The sequence below is a fragment of the Kitasatospora sp. NPDC057936 genome (assembly GCF_042887525.1).
In the GTDB taxonomy this organism is placed as follows: Bacteria; Actinomycetota; Actinomycetes; order Streptomycetales; family Streptomycetaceae; genus Kitasatospora.
Genome location: NZ_JBHVPD010000107.1, coordinates 19,369 through 36,989, shown reverse-complemented (window position 1 = coordinate 36,989; position 17,621 = coordinate 19,369). Strand labels below are relative to the sequence as shown.

At 70.5% G+C, this 17,621-nt stretch carries 13 protein-coding genes, 1 tRNA gene and 1 pseudogene; 10 read left to right on the top strand and 5 right to left on the bottom strand.

Translation table 11 applies throughout. The annotated features are described in order from the left end of the window. Positions 1 to 184: 184 nt before the first annotated feature. Entirely contained in the window at positions 185 to 2,092 is a 1,908-nt protein-coding gene (locus ACFVU9_RS38310; protein WP_387601579.1) for an FAD/NAD(P)-binding protein, read from the top strand. 51 nt (positions 2,093 to 2,143) lie between these two features. Next, positions 2,144 to 3,319 carry a putative PEP-binding protein gene (locus tag ACFVU9_RS38305; protein ID WP_387601582.1) on the top strand — a complete coding sequence of 392 codons (1,176 nt, stop codon included), beginning with the start codon at positions 2,144 to 2,146 and terminating at the stop codon, positions 3,317 to 3,319. A gap of 83 nt (positions 3,320 to 3,402) precedes the next feature. Here the strand turns inward: ACFVU9_RS38305 and ACFVU9_RS38300 are convergent. Further along, positions 3,403 to 3,476: transfer RNA gene (locus tag ACFVU9_RS38300), tRNA-Gly, on the bottom strand. 261 nt (positions 3,477 to 3,737) lie between these two features. On the opposite strand from ACFVU9_RS38300, the gene ACFVU9_RS38295 reads away from it, so the two are divergent. Both ACFVU9_RS38295 and dcd read left to right on the top strand, forming a co-directional pair. After that, positions 3,738 to 3,974 carry a hypothetical protein gene (locus tag ACFVU9_RS38295; protein ID WP_359970373.1) on the top strand — a complete coding sequence of 79 codons (237 nt, stop codon included), beginning with the start codon at positions 3,738 to 3,740 and terminating at the stop codon, positions 3,972 to 3,974. 72 nt (positions 3,975 to 4,046) lie between these two features. Then, positions 4,047 to 4,622, top strand: a complete 576-nt coding sequence (gene dcd / locus ACFVU9_RS38290; RefSeq protein ID WP_380446469.1) for a dCTP deaminase — start codon at positions 4,047 to 4,049, stop codon at positions 4,620 to 4,622. 78 nt (positions 4,623 to 4,700) lie between these two features. Here the strand turns inward: dcd and ACFVU9_RS38285 are convergent, their stop codons facing one another. The 4 genes and pseudogenes from ACFVU9_RS38285 to ACFVU9_RS38270 form a co-directional block, all read right to left on the bottom strand. Next, complete coding sequence (locus ACFVU9_RS38285; protein ID WP_387601574.1) at positions 4,701 to 5,591, bottom strand: metal-dependent hydrolase; 891 nt, start codon at positions 5,589 to 5,591, stop codon at positions 4,701 to 4,703. Positions 5,592 to 5,688: 97 nt separating this feature from the next. Then, a complete protein-coding gene (locus ACFVU9_RS38280) occupies positions 5,689 to 6,669 on the bottom strand; it encodes a Yip1 family protein (RefSeq protein ID WP_380446467.1) in 981 nt (326 codons plus the stop codon). 173 nt (positions 6,670 to 6,842) lie between these two features. Further along, positions 6,843 to 7,916 (bottom strand): annotated as a pseudogene (locus ACFVU9_RS38275) (sugar phosphate nucleotidyltransferase); the annotation flags it as partial. Positions 7,917 to 8,250: 334 nt separating this feature from the next. Further along, the gene (locus tag ACFVU9_RS38270; RefSeq protein WP_380446466.1) at positions 8,251 to 10,473 is read right to left on the bottom strand and encodes a (Fe-S)-binding protein; all 2,223 of its coding nucleotides are present in this window, start codon (positions 10,471 to 10,473) and stop codon (positions 8,251 to 8,253) included. A 347-nt stretch (positions 10,474 to 10,820) separates the two neighbouring features. On the opposite strand from ACFVU9_RS38270, the gene dnaK reads away from it, so the two are divergent. The 6 genes from dnaK (at position 10,821) to ACFVU9_RS38240 (ending at position 17,614) form a co-directional block, all read left to right on the top strand. Then, positions 10,821 to 12,668, top strand: coding sequence for a molecular chaperone DnaK (gene dnaK, locus ACFVU9_RS38265; protein WP_380446465.1), 1,848 nt, complete (start codon positions 10,821 to 10,823; stop codon positions 12,666 to 12,668). Then, on the top strand, positions 12,665 to 13,288 hold the full coding sequence (gene grpE, locus ACFVU9_RS38260) for a nucleotide exchange factor GrpE (RefSeq protein WP_380446464.1): 624 nt from the start codon (positions 12,665 to 12,667) through the stop codon (positions 13,286 to 13,288). The genes dnaK and grpE overlap by 4 nt, the downstream gene beginning before the upstream one ends. A gap of 191 nt (positions 13,289 to 13,479) precedes the next feature. After that, positions 13,480 to 14,625: a molecular chaperone DnaJ gene (dnaJ, locus tag ACFVU9_RS38255; RefSeq protein WP_380446463.1), complete on the top strand. Its 1,146-nt coding sequence runs from the start codon at positions 13,480 to 13,482 to the stop codon at positions 14,623 to 14,625. 25 nt (positions 14,626 to 14,650) lie between these two features. Beyond that, complete coding sequence (locus ACFVU9_RS38250; protein ID WP_380497968.1) at positions 14,651 to 15,166, top strand: heat shock protein transcriptional repressor HspR; 516 nt, start codon at positions 14,651 to 14,653, stop codon at positions 15,164 to 15,166. 206 nt (positions 15,167 to 15,372) lie between these two features. Further along, positions 15,373 to 16,401 carry a helix-turn-helix domain-containing protein gene (locus tag ACFVU9_RS38245; RefSeq protein WP_380446461.1) on the top strand — a complete coding sequence of 343 codons (1,029 nt, stop codon included), beginning with the start codon at positions 15,373 to 15,375 and terminating at the stop codon, positions 16,399 to 16,401. Between the two features lie 586 nt (positions 16,402 to 16,987). After that, entirely contained in the window at positions 16,988 to 17,614 is a 627-nt protein-coding gene (locus tag ACFVU9_RS38240) for a hypothetical protein (RefSeq protein WP_380446460.1), read from the top strand. Positions 17,615 to 17,621 lie beyond the last annotated feature (7 nt).

Here is a 17,621-nt window from a genome sequence, read left to right as displayed (position 1 = left end):
ATTGTTGGTTCTGGGGGGGTGGTTTTTGTTTATATCACCCACCCCCTGCCCTCACCCCCCGGAAACCCCCCCCCCCGCGCAAACGCCCCGGGCCGCCGACCTGGGACTTTGCCGCCGAGCGTGCACCGAGGGCCGTTGCGCCGAAAGCCCGGCGGGCGAGCTGCCGCCGGTCCATCCTGGGCTCATGACGCAGCCCCGGAACCGAACAGGTACGTGTCCACGAGTGCTCATAGTCGGGGCGGGCCTGGCCGGCACCGCCACGGCGATCCGACTGCTCCGCTTCGCCCGCAAGCCGCTGGAGATCGTCCTGCTCGAGCGGCGCTCCGACTACCGGTCCGCCGGCGTCGCCTACCACCGGGACGGCAACCCCTGGGACCACGTGTTCAACATCCAGGCGGGTCGGATGTCGGTGTTCCGGGAGGACGTCCTCGACTTCGTGCGCTGGGCCAACCGCGAAGCCGACCGCCGGGACTGGCCGACCCCCTGGGCCGGGTTCGAGTTCGTCGAGCAGGGCCCGGCGCCCCGACGGATCTTCCAGGACTACCTGATCGACCGGCTGGCCGAGGCCGGGCGTGAGGCCTGTCCCGGCGTCGTGCTCGTCGAAGCGGACGGCGAGGCGGTCGACCTGGAAGTACGCTCCACAGGCGTCGAAGTGACGGTGTGTGAGTTTTCCGCGAGCGGCCTGGAGGCCGGGCCGGTCCCGGAACCGACCGCACTGTGCGCCGACCACGTCGTCCTCGCGACCGGCCTCGAACTCAGGGATCCGCCCTTCGCCGCCGACGTGCGCGACCACGCGTCCTTCGTGAGGAACCCGTACTCCGCGGCCGGCGTCCGGAAGCTCGAAACGCTCCCGCCCGAGGCAACGGTCGCGATCGTCGGATCCGTGCTGAGCGCGTACGACTCGGCGGGCCTCCTGCTGCGCCGGGGCCACACCGGAAGGATCCACCTGATCTCCAGGACCGGGACGATGTTCCGGACGTATCCCGGCGGCCACGAGCACGAGGTGTTACAACTACCCTGCCCGAAGGCACTGTTGGAGCCGTACCGGAACCGCGAGGAGTTCCTCGCCCGGGTCCGGTCCGAGTGGGAGACGGCGCGCGAGGCGGTCCTCCGGGACCACCCCGAGGTCGACCCGACGGTGGTCGCGGAGCGGGTGGCCAAGGCGTGGGAACCGCATCTTCCCGAGGCCATCGAGCGGATCCCCTCCGCGGAACTGCGGAGCCTGCTGGACGAGTTCGGCACCTCGATGGCCGCACTCCGGGTCGGCGCGGTGGAGTACACCATGGCGATCATCGAGCGTGCGATACACCCCGCGGACGGCTCGGCGAAGCTGGTCGTCGGCAAGGTGGAGGGGATCACGCCGACGGCGTCGGGGCGGCTGGTCGTCTCGGTAGCGGCCCCGGAGGAGGAACACGCCATCGAGGCCGACCTGGTGGTCTCCAACTTCGGCAGGGAGTCGGACTACAGCAGGGTCGGCCGGCCGCTCTGGAGGAATCTCCTCCGGAGGGGGATCGCGGTACCCCATGAGCGCACCGGGCGCGGCCTGGAAGTCGACGAACACGGGACGCTGCTGAGCCCCGGCGGGGAGCCGGCCGGCCCGGTCTCTGCGGTCGGCGCACCGAGGGAGGGTGACGAGATCGTTCGAAACGGCCGGACCGGCGCGTTCACCTTCAATCTCGCCGCCATCAAGAACCAGTCGATCGCGGTCGCCGCGCGAGTGATCGAGCAACTGGAACTGGAACTGGAACCGCACGAAGACGGTTTGGCCCGGGACATGGCTCAATGCCACGGCCACGTCAGCAATTCAGAGGAAGCGGTCCCGGTCGGATTCGACGAGGCTGTAGCCCTGGAGGTGCGGAGGTTGGCCACGCGCAATCGGAGCGAGCGGGAGGTGCTCGGTTTCCGCTTGGACGCCTGTATCCGATCCATGGGCGGACTTCCGCCCCTCCCGATGGCCGCCTCCGGGCGTGACCGCCTAATGGGAGCGGTCGTCAACCGGGCCGCCGTCCAACGGCTCACCGACGTCACCGTGACGCCACGGCAGCTGCGTCGACAACTGGGGATCACGGACACCGAGGATCTGGAGGACTAGGTGAACGGGCGACGGATTCAAGGATTCCTATTGACCGGTGGCACACAGAGCGTGTTACGGGGTACCTGTAACCACACGAGAAGTCCGCTCAAGGGATCCATCCTCGTCGCCCCTTCCCTCGAAGCGGGAATATACGAAGCGATCGTGGCGGCGCGTGCGGTCGTCTGCAGTTCGGGCGGGCCGACCGGCCACATGCAGTCCATCTGCCGCGGCAGGGGCATACCCGTGCTCCGCGTCGACCAGGCGGACCTCGCCGACCTGGTCGGGGAAGTGACGCTGCACCTGGAGAGCGAGACCATCGTCATCGGGTCCGACGCGAGCGGCGCCGAGGCCCCGGCCCCGGGGGCCGGGAGCTCCCCGCTGGACCGCCTCGGCTCGGCGTGCGCGGTCATCGCGGACCTGCAGGACATCCACACGATCAACGCGTGCGGGCCGAACGCGGAGCGGGTCGAATCCTTCTTCATCCGCGAGGAGTTCCTCTGCCTGGCGGCGGGCCTGCGTCCGCTCGACTCCCTCCACGGCGGCCCCGCCGACGTCGCGGCCTACGGGCGGGCCGTCGCGGACCGGCTGTGCACCTTCGTCGAGGCGCTGCTGCCCGGCCAGCGGCTGGTCCTGAGGCTCCTCGACCTCCGCTCCGACCACGCCGCCGGCGTCACCGAGCTGGCCCCGGTCGCGGTCGAGCCGAACCCCGAGCTGGGCCTGCACGGCGCACGCTGGCTGCTGGGCTCGGCCGCCTACCGGGACGCGCTGCACTCCGTGCTCGGGTCCCTGCGCGAGCGGCTCGGCGACGACGCGGGCCGCGTGCACCTCTCGGTTCCCTTCCTCAACGACGCGAAGGAGTTCGCCCGGCTCAGGGCACATCTCGCGTTGCCCGCCGACGTGCCCGTGTCCGCGTTCGTCGAAACGCCCGCGGCGGTGCACGCCACCCGGGCGCTCTGCGCCGCGGGCGCCAGCGAGCTGTTCGTCGGCACGAAGGACCTCGTGCAGTTCTACCTGGCCGCCGACCGGACCAACCACCTGGTGGCCGGGTCCTACCAGACCCGGCACCCGGCCGTCATCGACGGAGTGCGGAGCGTGGTGGAGGCCGCGCGCGCGGCGGACACCCCGGTGAGGGTGTTCTCCCTGGGCGCGGACCTCGCCCACTACCTGGACCGCCTGCCCACCCCGGACGGCTACATGATGTGCACCGCCGAACTCCGGCAGGTGCTCCTCCAGCCACACCCCTGACCGGGCCGCCACAGCCGGGCAGCCGACCCGGATCGGCCCGGAGAACGCGAAAGCCGCAGGTCGCTGACCTGCGGCTTTAGTGCTGGAGCGGGCGACGAGAATCGAACTCGCGCTCTAAGCTTGGGAAGCTCATGTTCTACCATTAAACTACGCCCGCCTGACGAGCCGTCAGTGACCGCTCGATCGCCTTCACTGTACCCCATGCGTGACGCCGCTTGCACGGGTGGCCCGGGGACGTGGCGGAGCAGGGTGGGGCGGGGGTGGGGGGCGTACTGTTTGGGCCGCGCGAGAGTGCTCCGGCGGGTGGGGTCGGGGCGGCGAGCCATGGTGTGGAATGTCCGGAACATCCCCTAATGTGACGCTGTCCCGGGGCCCGCTCCCCGGGGCGCGACGAGTACGGGTGAGTACTGGGTTAGGGATGGGAAGGGGATCGATGGAGCAGCGCACCGTCGTTCGTTGTGCCGAGGGGCACCTGTTCAGCACCACCACGTTCCCGATGCAGAACCTCGGACCCGGCCGGCTGGGGCCCGGCCGGCTGATCCGCTGTCCGCAGTGCGGACGGCTGAGGAGTTCGGTGTTGGCCGACGTGCGGGAGCTGTCCGCTCCGCAACTGGCCCGGGCGATGCGGCTGGAGGCCGCGGAGTTCCTGGCCTGACGGCCGGCGCGAGGACGGAAGGGGCCCCGGGCGGATTCGTCCGGGGCCCCGTCGTGCACGTAACCTCGAAGCGTGCTGCTCTCTGACAAGGACATCCGGACCGAAATCGACCTGGGCCGGGTCGTCATCGACCCGTTCGACCCGACGATGATCCAGCCCTCCAGTATCGACGTGCGCCTCGACCGCTTCTTCCGCGTGTTCGAGAACCACAAGTACCCGCACATCGACCCCTCCGAGGAGCAGCCGGACCTCACCCGGCTGGTCGAGCCCGACGGCGACGAGGCGTTCATCCTGCACCCCGGCGAGTTCGTGCTGGCCTCGACGTACGAGGTCATCACCCTGCCCGAGGACGTCGCCTCCCGGCTGGAGGGCAAGTCGAGCCTCGGCCGCCTGGGCCTGCTGACGCACTCCACGGCCGGCTTCATCGACCCCGGCTTCAGCGGCCACGTCACGCTGGAGCTGTCGAACGTCGCGACGCTGCCGATCAAGCTGTACCCGGGCATGAAGATCGGGCAGCTCTGCCTGTTCCGGCTCTCCTCGCCGTCGGAGCACCCGTACGGCTCGGAGCGCTACGGCTCGCGCTACCAGGGCCAGCGCGGCCCGACGCCGTCGCGCTCCTTCATGAACTTCCACCGCACCCGGGTCTGAACCGGACGGAGTGCACGCACGGCGGGCGGCCACCCTCGGCACGAGGGTGGCCGCCCGTGGCGTTCTGGGGCCTGGTCCTCAGGCCCGCTTCGGGCGGGTGACGGCGACGAGCTCGGTGCCGTCCTCGGACAGCCGCAGCTCGGTGCGGAGCTCGGCCAGCTCGCCCAGGTGGTGCAGGTGGGTGCCGCCGCAGGAGATCTGCGCGCCGCCCTCGGGCAGCTCGCAGTGCCACTGGCGGCGGGCGGTGAGCTCGGGGCCCGGCACCTCGATGCGGACGGCGGCGTCGGCGGCGACCCAGGCGGCCAGCTGCGCGTTGACGGCCTCGGTGACGGCGGGCAGGGCGTCGGCGAGGGCGGGCAGCTCGTCGGTGGCGTCGGCCGTGAAGCCCTTCTTCTTGAGCGACTTGCCGAGCCGGTAGGTGTCCGTGCTGGCCTCGGTGTCCATCACCGAGGTGGCCATCGCGAGGCTGTCGAAGTCCGGGTGGCCGAGGGCGTCGGCGCGGCCCGGGTCCTTGCGCCAGCGCGGGGCGAGCGCGGCGTTGAGGGCGAGGGCGAGCAGGTGGCAGCCGCTGTGCGAGGCGCTGAGGGCGGCGCGGCGCTCGGCATCGACGGCGAGCACGGCCGTGCGGCCGACGAGGTCGCCCGGGTCGGCGACGACGACGTGCAGGACGAGCCAGGACCACTCCTCGTCGCCGCGCCGCACCGGGATGTCGGCGCCGACCAGCGGCGCGCCGCCGTCCGGGCCGACCGCGCCGGTCAGGCAGTCGACGACGGCCAGCTCGGCGCCGTCCACGGTGAGCGTGCCGAGGTCGGCGGGCTGGTCGGGCCAGGTGTGGTCGAGCGGGTGGAACGGCGTGGCCGCGGTGACGACGGCGTACCGGCCGTCGGCGAGCGGGTGCACCGCGAGCACCGGGGACTCGCCGGTCACCGCCCCGGCCGGGAAGCTGACGTGGGTGGTGGGGAGGGTCATGCCTGGCTCCGGTGGGTGGTCGCGGCCGACGGGGGACGGACCCCGGTTCGCGGGGCCCGTCCACCATTCTGCCGTCCGCCCTGCCGCCGTCCGGCGGTCAGCCCAGGGTCGGCAGCTTGATCAGCACCAGCAGCGCGAGCAGTTGGACGGCCGCGGCGCCCGCCGCCTTGCCCCAGGGCAGGTCGTGCACCCGGCGAACCATCGTGGTCAGCAGGAACGCGCAGAACGCCCAGGTGGCCCAGCCGACGACCTGCACGACCGCGCTGCCGGAGGGCAGCACCAGGGCGAGCAGCAGCCGGGGCGCGTCGGTCAGCCAGCCGATCAGCGCGGCCAGGCCGACCGTCGACTTCCACGGGCCGTCCCCGCCGAGCTGGCGGGCCAGCGCGTAGGTGACAGCGCCGAAGATCGCGCCGGTGACGGTGAAGCCGAGCGCGGCGGCGGCCATGCCGGTCAGCGCGACGGTGAAGGTCGAGTTGACGATGTCGTTGTGCGTCAGGCCGATGCCGAGCACCGCGAGCGCGCCGTAGAGGAGCGAGACGGTGAGGGCGGGCAGCCAGACCTGGTGGTCACGGGTGCGGTCGAAGGTCGCGGCCGGCGCGCGGACGATGCCGAGGAGCAGCTCGCGCCAGTGCGGGCGCGGCCCGGAGACGTGCGGCGACGACTGGCCGCCGGCCCGGTAGACGGCGACGTTGTCCTGGCCGTACGGCGGCTGCGGCTCCCCCTGGGGGTATCCGTAGCCCTGCTCGCCGTAGCCCTGGTCCCCGTACCCCTGGTCGCCGTAGCCCTGGTCGTAGTGGCCGGGAGCCTGCCGGCCCTGCCCCTGGTACCCCTGCGTCGGGTAGTCCTGGTACGGGGGCTGCCCCGCGTACGGGTCCCCGCCGGTCGGGAAGGACCGGGTGTTCCCGGGCCGGTCGGCGGCGTACGGGTCGTGCGGAGCGACCCCCTGGTGCGGGGCCGTGAAGTACTCCGGCCCGTCCGTCTGCCCGTGCCCCCCGGGCGCCCCCGCCGGTGGCGGAGGGGCCGACCACCCGCCGTGGGGGTCGGCGCCCTGACCGCTGTCGTATCGATTACCAGCCACGTTCCGAAGGTACCCGTCCGGCCCAGTCCGCGTACGCCCCGGACGGAGCCGGGGCCGGTTTGCAGCGAGCCTGAGACGAACGGGGCCGGAAGCGGGCGTCAGCGCTGCGCGGTGACGGTCGGACCGTGGACGGCCGCCGCGGCCGAGGCGCCGGCCGGGCAGCCGCCCGGGCCGGCCGAGGTGCGGACGGCGCCGACCGGCAGCAGCGTGCCGCAGGCGATCCGGATGCCGTTCGGCAGCTCGTTGTCGGACTCGACGATCGCGCCGTCGCCGATCACCGCGCCGTCCAGGGCCGAGCGGTCCCCGACGGTCGCGAAGGCACCCACGATGGAGTCCTTGACCAGGGTGTCCGGGCCGATGACGGCGCCGGGCAGGATGACGCTGCCCTCGACGATCGCGCCGGCCTCGACCACCGCGCCCTCGGAGACGACGGTGCCGCCGCTGAGCACCGCGCCGGGGTGGACGGTCGCGCCGGGCAGCAGCAGGGCGTCGCCGGTCGGGCCGGGGACGGCCGGGGAGTCGACCTTGCCGAGGACGAGGTCGGCCGAGCCGCGGACGAACGCGCCCGGGGTGCCGAGGTCCAGCCAGTACGAGGTGTCGACGACGCCGCGCAGCAGCGCGCCGGTGGCGAGCAGCTCGGGGAAGGTCTCGCGCTCGACGGACACCTCCCGGCCGGCCGGGATGCGGTCGATGACGGACCGGGTGAAGACGTAGCAGCCGGCGTTGATCTGGTCGGTGACGATCTGCTCGGGCGTCTCCGGCTTCTCCAGGAACTCCAGCACCCGCCCGTCCGCGTCGGTCGGCACGAGGCCGAAGGCGCGCGGGTCCTCCACCCGGGTGAGGTGCAGGGTGACGTCGGCCCCGGCGGCCACGTGGCCGTCGCGCAGGGCGGCGATGTCCACGCCGGACAGGATGTCGCCGTTGAAGACGAGGACCGGCTCGTCCGGGCCGCAGGTGAGCCCGGAGGCGGCGTTGCGGATGGCGCCGCCGGTGCCGAGCGGCTCGCGCTCGGTCAGGTAGACCAGCTCGATGCCGTACGGGGTGCCGTCCTGGAAGTGGTCCTCGAAGACCTCGGCCAGGTAGGAGGTGGCGAGCACCACGCGGGTGACTCCGGCGGCCGCGGCGCGGGCCAGCTGGTGCGCGATGAAGGGGACGCCCGCCACCGGCAGCATGGGCTTGGGGGTGTGGGTGGTCAGCGGACGCAGTCGCGTGCCCTTACCACCGACCAGCATGATCGCCTCGGTCATGGTCTGCGCTGTTCCCCTTGTGGTCTCTGCGGCCCGGCCCGGCGGGCCGCACCTCTCTTCGTCCGTATGGACCCGTCCGCCCACCGGCCGTCCGGCCGTGGTCCGGCCGTGGTCCGGGTGTCCGGAACGGGTCGACCGGCCCGCGGGCCGGTCTGGCCTACTGTATTTCCTTCCAACCGAATGCCCGTCCGGCGGCTGTGCGATTGGCATCACTCGCCCGCCGCCGGGGCCTGCGGGGCAGCGCCGCCGAGGCCCCAAAAGCCCGGCCCGGCGGAGCGCTTTCGCGGCGGCCGCCGGGCCGGGCAGTTGTAGCAGAACTGTCGAACAGGGGCCGCTACGCGTCCACCGTCGCGGGCTCCTCGGTCTCGGCCGGCGGGGTCGCCTTGACCGAGTCGAGCAGCAGCTGGGCCACGTCGACCACCTTCAGGTGCTCCTTGGCCGCGCCCTCGTTCTTCTTGCCGTTGACCGAGTCGGAGAGCATCACCAGGCAGAACGGGCAGGCGGTGGAGACGATGTCCGGGTTGAGCGACAGCGCCTCGTCCACGCGCTCGGTGTTGATCCGCTTGCCGATGCGCTCCTCCATCCACATGCGCGCACCGCCGGCGCCGCAGCAGAAGCCGCGCTCCTTGTGCCGGTGCATCTCCTGCTGGCGCAGACCCGGGACCTTGTCCATGATCTCGCGCGGCGGGCTGTAGACCTTGTTGTGGCGGCCCAGGTAGCAGGGGTCGTGGTAGGTGATCAGGCCCTCGACCGGGTTGACCGGGACGAGCTTGCCCTCGTCGATCAGGTGCTGCAGCAGCTGGGTGTGGTGGATGACCTCGAAGTGGCCGCCCAGCTGCGGGTACTCGTTGGCGATGGTGTTGAAGCAGTGCGGGCAGGTGGCGACGATCCGCTTGACCGGGGCGTCCTCCAGGGCCGCGTTCAGCGTCTCCACGTTCTGCGCGCCGAGCATCTGGAAGAGGAACTCGTTGCCCAGGCGGCGGGCGGAGTCACCGGTGCAGGACTCCTCCTTGCCGAGGATCGCGAACTTCACGCCCGCGGTGTGCAGCAGCTCGGCGAAGGCCTTGGTGGTCTTCTTGGCGCGGTCCTCCAGGGCGCCGGCGCAGCCGACCCAGTAGAGGTACTCGACCTCGGCGGGGTCGATGTCCTCGCCGATCACCGGCACCTCGATGCCGGTCTCCTTCTTGAGCTCCTTGACCCAGTCGAGGCGGGCCTTGGTGGCCATGCCCCACGGGTTGCCCTTGTTCTCCAGGTTCTTGAGCATCGTCCCGGCCTCGGTCGGGAACGAGGACTCGATCATCACCTGGTAGCGGCGCATGTCGACGATGTGGTCGATGTGCTCGATGTCCACCGGGCACTGCTCGACGCAGGCGCCGCAGGTGGTGCAGGACCACAGGACGTCCGGGTCGATGACGCCGTTCTCCTCGGCGGTGCCGATCAGCGGGCGCTCGGCCTCGGCGAGGGCACCCGCCGGGACGTCCTTGAGCTGCTCGGCGGTCGCCTTCTCGGTGCCCTCCATGTCCTTGCCGCCACCGGCGAGCAGGTACGGGGCCTTGCCGTAGACGTGCTCGCGCAGGCTCATGATGAGCAGCTTCGGCGACAGCGGCTTGCCGGTGTTCCAGGCCGGGCACTGCGACTGGCAGCGGCCGCACTCGGTGCAGGTGGAGAAGTCGAGGATGCCCTTCCAGGAGAAGTGCTCGACCTGGGAGACGCCGAAGACGGCGTCCTCGGCCGGGTCCTCGAAGTCGATCGGCTGACCGCCGGAGGTCATCGGACGGAGGGCGCCGAGCGCGGTGCCGCCGTCCTCCTCGCGCTTGAAGTAGATGTTGAAGAAGCCGAGGAAGCGGTGCCAGGCCACGCCCATCGAGGGGTTGAGGCCGATGGTGGTCGCCCAGGCGAAGGAGATGCAGATCTTCAGCATCGCGAAGAGCCAGATCAGGTTCTCCAGCGTGCCGTGCGACAGGCCGCTCAGCGCGGAGGTGATCGGGTACGAGACGAGGTGCGCCGGGCCGTACGAGTCGACGCCGTTGAGGGCGCCCTCCAGGGCGCGCAGCATCAGGATGCACAGGCCGATGCCGAGGATCGTGTACTCGACGTAGAAGGCCTGCCAGGCGATCGAGCCGGCGAAGCGGGACTTGCGTCCGGAGCGCGACGGCAGGCTCATCAGCCGGATCACCATCAGGGTCAGGATGCCCAGGGTGGTGAGGGTACCGACGAGCTCGACGAAGAGCTGCCAGATCATCCAGTGCCCGATGACCGGCAGCTCGAACTCGGCGTCGAAGAGCTGGCCCATCGCGTTGACGATGGTCAGGACCAGGCTGAAGAAGCCGACCGCGACGAACCAGTGCGCGATGCCGACGATCCCCCAGCGGTTCATCCTGGTGTGGCCGATGAACTCGACCGCGACGGTCTTCACGCGCCGGGCGGGCTTGCCGAAGCGGGTGGTGTCCGGCGCGCCGGTCAGCACCACCTTGAAGATGTGCCACGCCGCACGAAGGGCGAGCGCGGTGCCGATCACGAACGTGACCAGCGAGATGACGATCGCTGCTAGCTGCATCGGCTCCGTCTCCTGCGGCTTGCGGTTGAGCAGTCCGGGTTCTACGTCTTTACCAAGGGAGTGTACTCGTCGGTAACTTGCCGGGCCGACGGCCCGGACATTACCGCTCGTCAACAGTTCTCCAGAAGGTTCCCAAGGTATGGCGGCAGTCACGTAACTCCACCCCCGCCACCTCGGCCGGGGCGGCCGTCACTCCGACCGGGGACACCGCGGGCCCCCGCGGCGGCCCACCGAGAGGACCGGCATCAGCAAAGTTGAGTGCTGCTGACTCATAGCTGTTGACGCCGCCCGGCGGGTCATGCATCCTTGAGCCCGTAAAGCTCAACTCTTCCGTGGAGGTATCTACGATGGCACGCGCGGTCGGCATCGACCTCGGTACGACGAACTCGGTCGTCAGCGTTCTGGAGGGTGGCGAGCCCACCGTCATCACGAACGCCGAGGGCGCGCGGACCACGCCGTCCGTCGTCGCTTTCGCGAAGAACGGCGAGGTCCTGGTCGGCGAGGTGGCCAAGCGCCAGGCGGTCACCAACGTCGACCGCACCATCCGCTCGGTCAAGCGCCACATGGGCACCGGGTGGAAGATCAACCTGGACGGCAAGGACTTCAACCCCCAGCAGATCAGCGCCTTCATCCTGCAGAAGCTGAAGCGGGACGCGGAGGCCTACCTGGGCGAGACCGTCACCGACGCGGTCATCACCGTCCCGGCGTACTTCTCGGACTCCGAGCGCCAGGCCACCAAGGAGGCCGGTGAGATCGCGGGCCTCAACGTCCTGCGCATCGTCAACGAGCCGACCGCGGCCGCCCTGGCCTACGGCCTGGACAAGGACGACCAGACCATCCTGGTCTTCGACCTCGGCGGCGGCACCTTCGACGTCTCCCTGCTGGAGATCGGCGACGGGGTCGTCGAGGTGAAGGCCACCAACGGTGACAACCACCTCGGTGGCGACGACTGGGACCAGAAGGTCGTCGACCACCTGGTCAAGGTCTTCCAGTCCGGCCACGGGGTCGACCTGTCCAAGGACAAGATGGCCCTGCAGCGTCTGCGCGAGGCCGCCGAGAAGGCCAAGATCGAGCTGTCCTCGTCCTCCGAGACCTCGATCAACCTGCCCTACATCACAGCCTCCGCCGAGGGCCCGCTGCACCTGGACGAGAAGCTCACCCGCGCCCAGTTCCAGCAGCTGACCTCCGACCTGCTGGAGCGCTGCAAGATCCCGTTCCACAACGTGATCAAGGACGCCGGCATCTCGCTCGCCGAGATCGACCACGTCGTCCTCGTCGGCGGCTCGACCCGCATGCCGGCCGTCGCCGAGCTCGTCAAGGAGCTGACCGGCGGCAAGGACGCCAACAAGGGCGTCAACCCGGACGAGGTCGTCGCCATCGGCGCCTCGCTCCAGGCCGGTGTCCTCAAGGGCGAGGTCAAGGACGTCCTGCTGCTCGACGTCACCCCGCTGTCCCTCGGCATCGAGACCAAGGGCGGCATCATGACCAAGCTGATCGAGCGCAACACCACGATCCCGACCAAGCGCTCCGAGATCTTCACCACGGCCGAGGACAACCAGCCGTCCGTGCAGATCCAGGTCTACCAGGGCGAGCGCGAGATCGCCGCGTACAACAAGAAGCTCGGCATGTTCGAGCTGACCGGCCTCCCGCCGGCGCCGCGCGGCCTGCCGCAGATCGAGGTCACCTTCGACATCGACGCCAACGGCATCATGCACGTCGCCGCCAAGGACCTCGGCACCGGCAAGGAGCAGAAGATGACCGTCACCGGCGGCTCCTCGCTGCCGAAGGACGAGGTCGACCGCATGCGCCGCGAGGCCGAGCAGTACGCCGAGGACGACCACAAGCGCCGCGAGGCCGTCGAGACCCGCAACTCCGCCGAGCAGCTCGTCTACTCGACCGAGAAGTTCATCGCGGACAACACCGACAAGCTCCCGGCCGACGTCAAGACCGAGGTCGAGACCGCCATCGGCGAGCTCAAGGAGGCCCTGAAGGGCGAGGACATCGCGAAGATCCGCGAGGCCTCGGAGAAGGTCTCCACCACCGCGCAGAAGCTCGGCCAGGCCCTCTACGCCAACGCCGACGCCGCCGGTGCCGCCGCCGGGGACTCCGCCGCCCAGGGCAAGGACGACGACGTCGTCGACGCCGAGATCGTGGACGACGAGAAGCACGACAAGCCCAAGGGCGGCGCGGCATGACGGACAAGACGCAGGGCGGCAAGCCCGGCGACGACTCCGCCGCCGAGGAGGCCGTGATCAAGGCCGCCGAGGAGGCCGCCGCGGCCGGCTCCGGCGACGCGTCGGACGAGCTGGCCGCCGCCAAGCGCGAGGCCACCGAGCGCACCGCGGACCTCCAGCGCCTCCAGGCCGAGTACCAGAACTACCGCAAGCGGGTCGAGCGCGACCGGCTCACGGTCCGCGAGATCGCGGTCTCCAACATCCTGGAGTCCCTGATCCCGGTCCTGGACGACATCGGCCGCGCCCGCGAGCACGGCGAGGTCACCGGCGGCTTCAAGTCCGTCGCCGACTCCCTGGAGACGGTCGTCGCCAAGCTCGGCCTCCAGCAGTTCGGCAAGGAGGGCGAGCCCTTCGACCCGACCATGCACGAGGCGCTGATGCACAGCTACTCCTCGGACGTCACCGAGGACACCTGCGTGCAGATCCTCCAGCCCGGCTACCGGATCGGCGAGCGGATCATCCGCCCGGCGATGGTCGCGGTCGCGGAGCCCCAGCCGGGCACCCAGACCACGGCCGGGCCGGACACCGACACCGCCAAGTCCGAGAAGTCGGACAAGGCCGACGGTGGCAAGGACAGCTGACGACCTGTGACGGGCGCACGCCCGTCCCAGCAGATGAACCAGTGCGCTGCGGAGTCGTACGCCGGTCAGTACGGCGATCGGCTCCGCAGCGCACTGTCGGCAACAGGCCCGCGCGGCCGGGCTGTTGACAACGCAGTGCCGCGGGCTGTTGACAAGGCAGTGACGATGGACATCGGGAGGTGGCGCAAGCCATGAGTGGCAAGGACTTTGTCGAGAAGGACTATTACAAGGTCCTCGGCGTGCCCAAGGACGCCACCGCCACCGAGATCAAGAAGACCTACCGGAAGCTGGCGCGCGAGTTCCACCCGGACGCCAACAAGGGCGACGCCAAGGCCGAGGAGCGCTTCAAGGACATCTCCGAGGCGTACGACGTCCTGTCCGACGAGAAGCGCCGCAAGGAGTACGACGAGGCCCGCAGCCTCTTCGCCAACGGCGGCTTCCGCGCCGGCGGGCCCGGCACCGGCAACTACAGCTTCGACTTCGGCGACCTCTTCAGCGGCACCCAGGGCGGCAGCGGCGGCATCGGCGACGTCTTCGGCGGCCTCTTCAACCGCGGCGGCCGGCAGGCCCAGCCCCGGCGCGGCGCCGACGTCGAGACCGAGGTCACCCTCTCCTTCGAGGAGGCCGTCGACGGCGCGACCGTCCCGCTGCGGATGACCAGCCAGGCCCCCTGCCGCGTCTGCAACGGCACCGGCGCCAAGTCCGGCACCACCCCGCGGGTCTGCCCGACCTGCGTCGGCGCCGGCACCGTCAGCCGGGGCCAGGGCGCGTTCGCGCTCTCCGAGCCCTGCAAGGACTGCAAGGGCCGCGGCATGATCGTCGACGACCCCTGCACCGACTGCCACGGCAGCGGCCGGGCCAGCTCCGCCCGCACCATGCAGGTCCGCATCCCGGCCGGCGTCCAGGACGCCCAGCGCATCCGGCTCAAGGGCAAGGGCGCCCAGGGCGAACGCGGCGGCCAGCCCGGCGACCTCTACGTCACCGTGCACGTCGACGCCCACCCCGTCTTCGGCCGCAAGGGCGACAACCTCACCGTGACCGTCCCGGTCACCTTCCCCGAGGCGGCGCTCGGCGGCACCATCGAGGTGCCCACACTCGGCGGCCCCGCCGTGAAGCTCAAGCTGCCCCCGGGCAGTGCCAACGGCCTCACCATGCGGGCCCGCGGCAAGGGCGCCACCCGCAAGGACGGCACCCGCGGCGACCTCCTCGTCACCGTCGAGGTCGTGGTGCCGCAGCACGTCACCGGCGACGCGCTGTCCGCCCTGGAGCAGTACCGCGAGGCCACCGCCTCCGACGACCCGCGAGCCGCCCTGTTCCGGGCGGCGAAGGGAGCGTGACGACCAGATGTCCCCGATGACCCCGATGACCCCCGACGGCCCGATCGGCCCGATCGGCCCGGGCCTCGGCGAAGGCCTGCCCGGCGACGGCCGCCGCCCCCGGCGCGCCGCGGCCCCGCCCCAGTACGTGCTCACCGAGGACACCCCGGTGTACGTGATCTCGGTGGCCGCCGAACTCTCCGGCCTGCACCCGCAGACCCTGCGCCAGTACGACCGCCTCGGCCTGGTCTGCCCCGACCGCACCGCCGGCCGCGGCCGCCGCTACTCGGCCCGCGACATCCAGCAGCTGCGCGAGGTCCAGCGGCTCTCGCAGGACGAGGGCATCAACCTGGCCGGCATCAAGCGGATCATCGAGCTGGAGAACCAGGTCACCGCCCTCCAGTCGCGCATCGCCGAACTCGCGGACTCCCTGGAGGGCGCCGCCGCCGCCCTCCAGCAGCGCGAAGCCGCCGTCCACGCCTCCTACCGCCGCGACCTCGTCCCGTACCAGCCCCCGACCCCCCAGTCGAGCGCCCTGGTCGTCTGGCGCCCGAAGCGCTGACTCGGCTGAACACCCAGCCCGGCCGCCGGTTCCCTCCTGTTCGGGGGGTGCCGGCGGCTTACTTGTGGTGAGAGGGTGCCAATCGAAGCGTCACTCCGCAATGGTGGAACAATGCCCGGTTCCGGATCCCGCGCCGGGATCTAGGATCACCGATGGGGCTCGAGTGCAGCCATAGGGCAGGTTCGGTCGTCAAGAAGGAGTCGTGAATGAACGGGAGGAACGACGCCATTCCGGGTGTCGGTGCACCGGGCACTCTCTCCACCGGAGCGCACGACCTCTACCTCGCGGCAATCCGGGCGCACGGTCGGATAGCCCGCAGTGAAATCGAGGAGCACGACTACAGCCACCTCAGCGAGCTGTTGGACATCGGTCTCCTCACTCCCGACATGGATGATCCGCAGATTCTGGTCGCGGTCGATCCACAACAGCTCGCCACCGGGCTGAGCGCCCTCTGGCAACGCCAGGCACTCGCGCTGCTGTCCCGCGCGATAGCCGTCCCCGGCGACCTTCAGGGTCTCGCGGACGCGTTTCACCGTCCGGAACCGTCCGGCGGAATTATCGAGTACGTCCGCGGCAAGGCACTGATCAGCCAACGGATCAACCACGCCGTGACCACTGCGAAAGAGGAGATACTCGCGGCCCAGCCTGGCGGCCCGCGGCCGCCGGACGTTCTGTCCCGCGTGCTCGACGACGACCTGGCCGACCTCGAACGCGGTATTGCGGTGCGGACCATCTACCATCCGAGCACCAGGTACCACGCCCCCACCCGGGACTACGTCGCGAAGATCACCGAGGCCGGCGGGCGGTTCCGCACCCTCGACGAGCCGTACACCAGGCTGATCATCGTGGACCGGCAGCTGGCCGTCATCCCGGTCGCGGAGGATCTCAATCTGGCGGCCTTCATCCACGACCCCGCCGTCATCCACTTCCTCGTCCACGAGGTGTTCGAGCGCAACTGGAACCGCGGACTGGACTTCACCGGTGGACGAACCGTGCCGCAACAGGTCGTGTCACGGATGCGCCAGACCATCATCGACCTCCTGCTCGAAGGCACGAACCACAGAGTCATCGCCCGCCGCCTCGGCATCAGCGAACGCACCCTCGCCCGCCATCTGGCCGAGATGCGGGAGGACTACAACGTCGAATCGCTGTTCCAACTCGGTTGGGCGCTGGCGCGTTCGTCACAAGAGACCGACGAATCGCCATGCCTCCCCGCCGCTTCCGGCAGCGCATAACGATTCGTCAGTCTCATTCTGTCATGTCCACTGGTGCTCGCCGTCCAAAGCGGTACCCGACGCCTGATTCGAAGTCGCACTAACATCGACCCCAAGCCCGACATGATTGACATGGGCAGATCCATCGGCATCATGACCGGTGACAAGCAGTCCGAAGCCCAGCACGGTAAGGACGCCCGCAGATATCGCTACCGCAGCCGTCTTGGCGACCTGACGCAGACGAGACACGCGCACACCCCAATCCTCTTCAGTGGCCTGTCAGTCGAATGAACAGGCGGCAGACAATCAAACGCTCAGATCGTGCCACACGCCCTATCTGACTGTCACCGTCGCGCCCAGGCGGAAGAGGGTGTCATCTCTCTGCCATGCAGACGGATGCCACCGTGCATCGGTGGACTGCCGACCCTGCTCGATGGACGATCAACTGACGTCCTCACGCCACGCTGCCAAGATCCTCCCTCTCGGCAGTCGCGCCAGGACAAGCGTCGAAATAGTGATAAACCCGTCCGATTTCCCCCCGTTCCAATCTCCAAGCCAAGCGTCGGCGGCGAGCAACCGAGTGCCAATGCCTTCCCCCGGAGTCGACATGACCGAGCCCTACCTGCGTCACCACGACAGCCAGGCCACCGAAGGCCGGCGTGCACGTGTGTTTCTGGCCGCACCGCTGATGCGGCTGACCGGGCCCGCGGACAGCGTGGTGACGCTCGCCAGCCGGACGCGGCTGACCACGCTGCGCACCACGCTCCTCCGCAGCGGGGCCGCCGTGTACAGCGCGCACCACAGCGACGCCTGGACCGTCGCCGGGCGGGCGCCGGAGCCGCGGGTTCCGTCGGACTTCCGGGCGCTGCAGTCGGCGGACCTGGTGTTCGCCTACGTCGGCGCCCCGCTGTCGGCCGGGGTGAGCCTGGAGCTGGGCTGGGCCTCCGCGCTGCGCAAGCCGATCGTCCTCCTCGTCGACGAGGCCATCACGCACAACCCGCTGATCGCCACCATCGAGCAGGTCGCCCCCGTCCTGCCGCTGGTCTTCGACGACACCTGGTCGCAGGAGGCGCTCAACCACACCGTGGAGACGGCGCTCGACTGGGCCGGCATGGCGCTGTCGCTGCGCGAGGGCTTCTGGACCGCCCCCGGCGAGCAATTCAACGTCCCCCGTCAGCAGCCCCCCGTGGCCGGCCGGGCCGGCTTCTGGCCGTCGGGCGCCGCCACCGGCTGACCCGCGG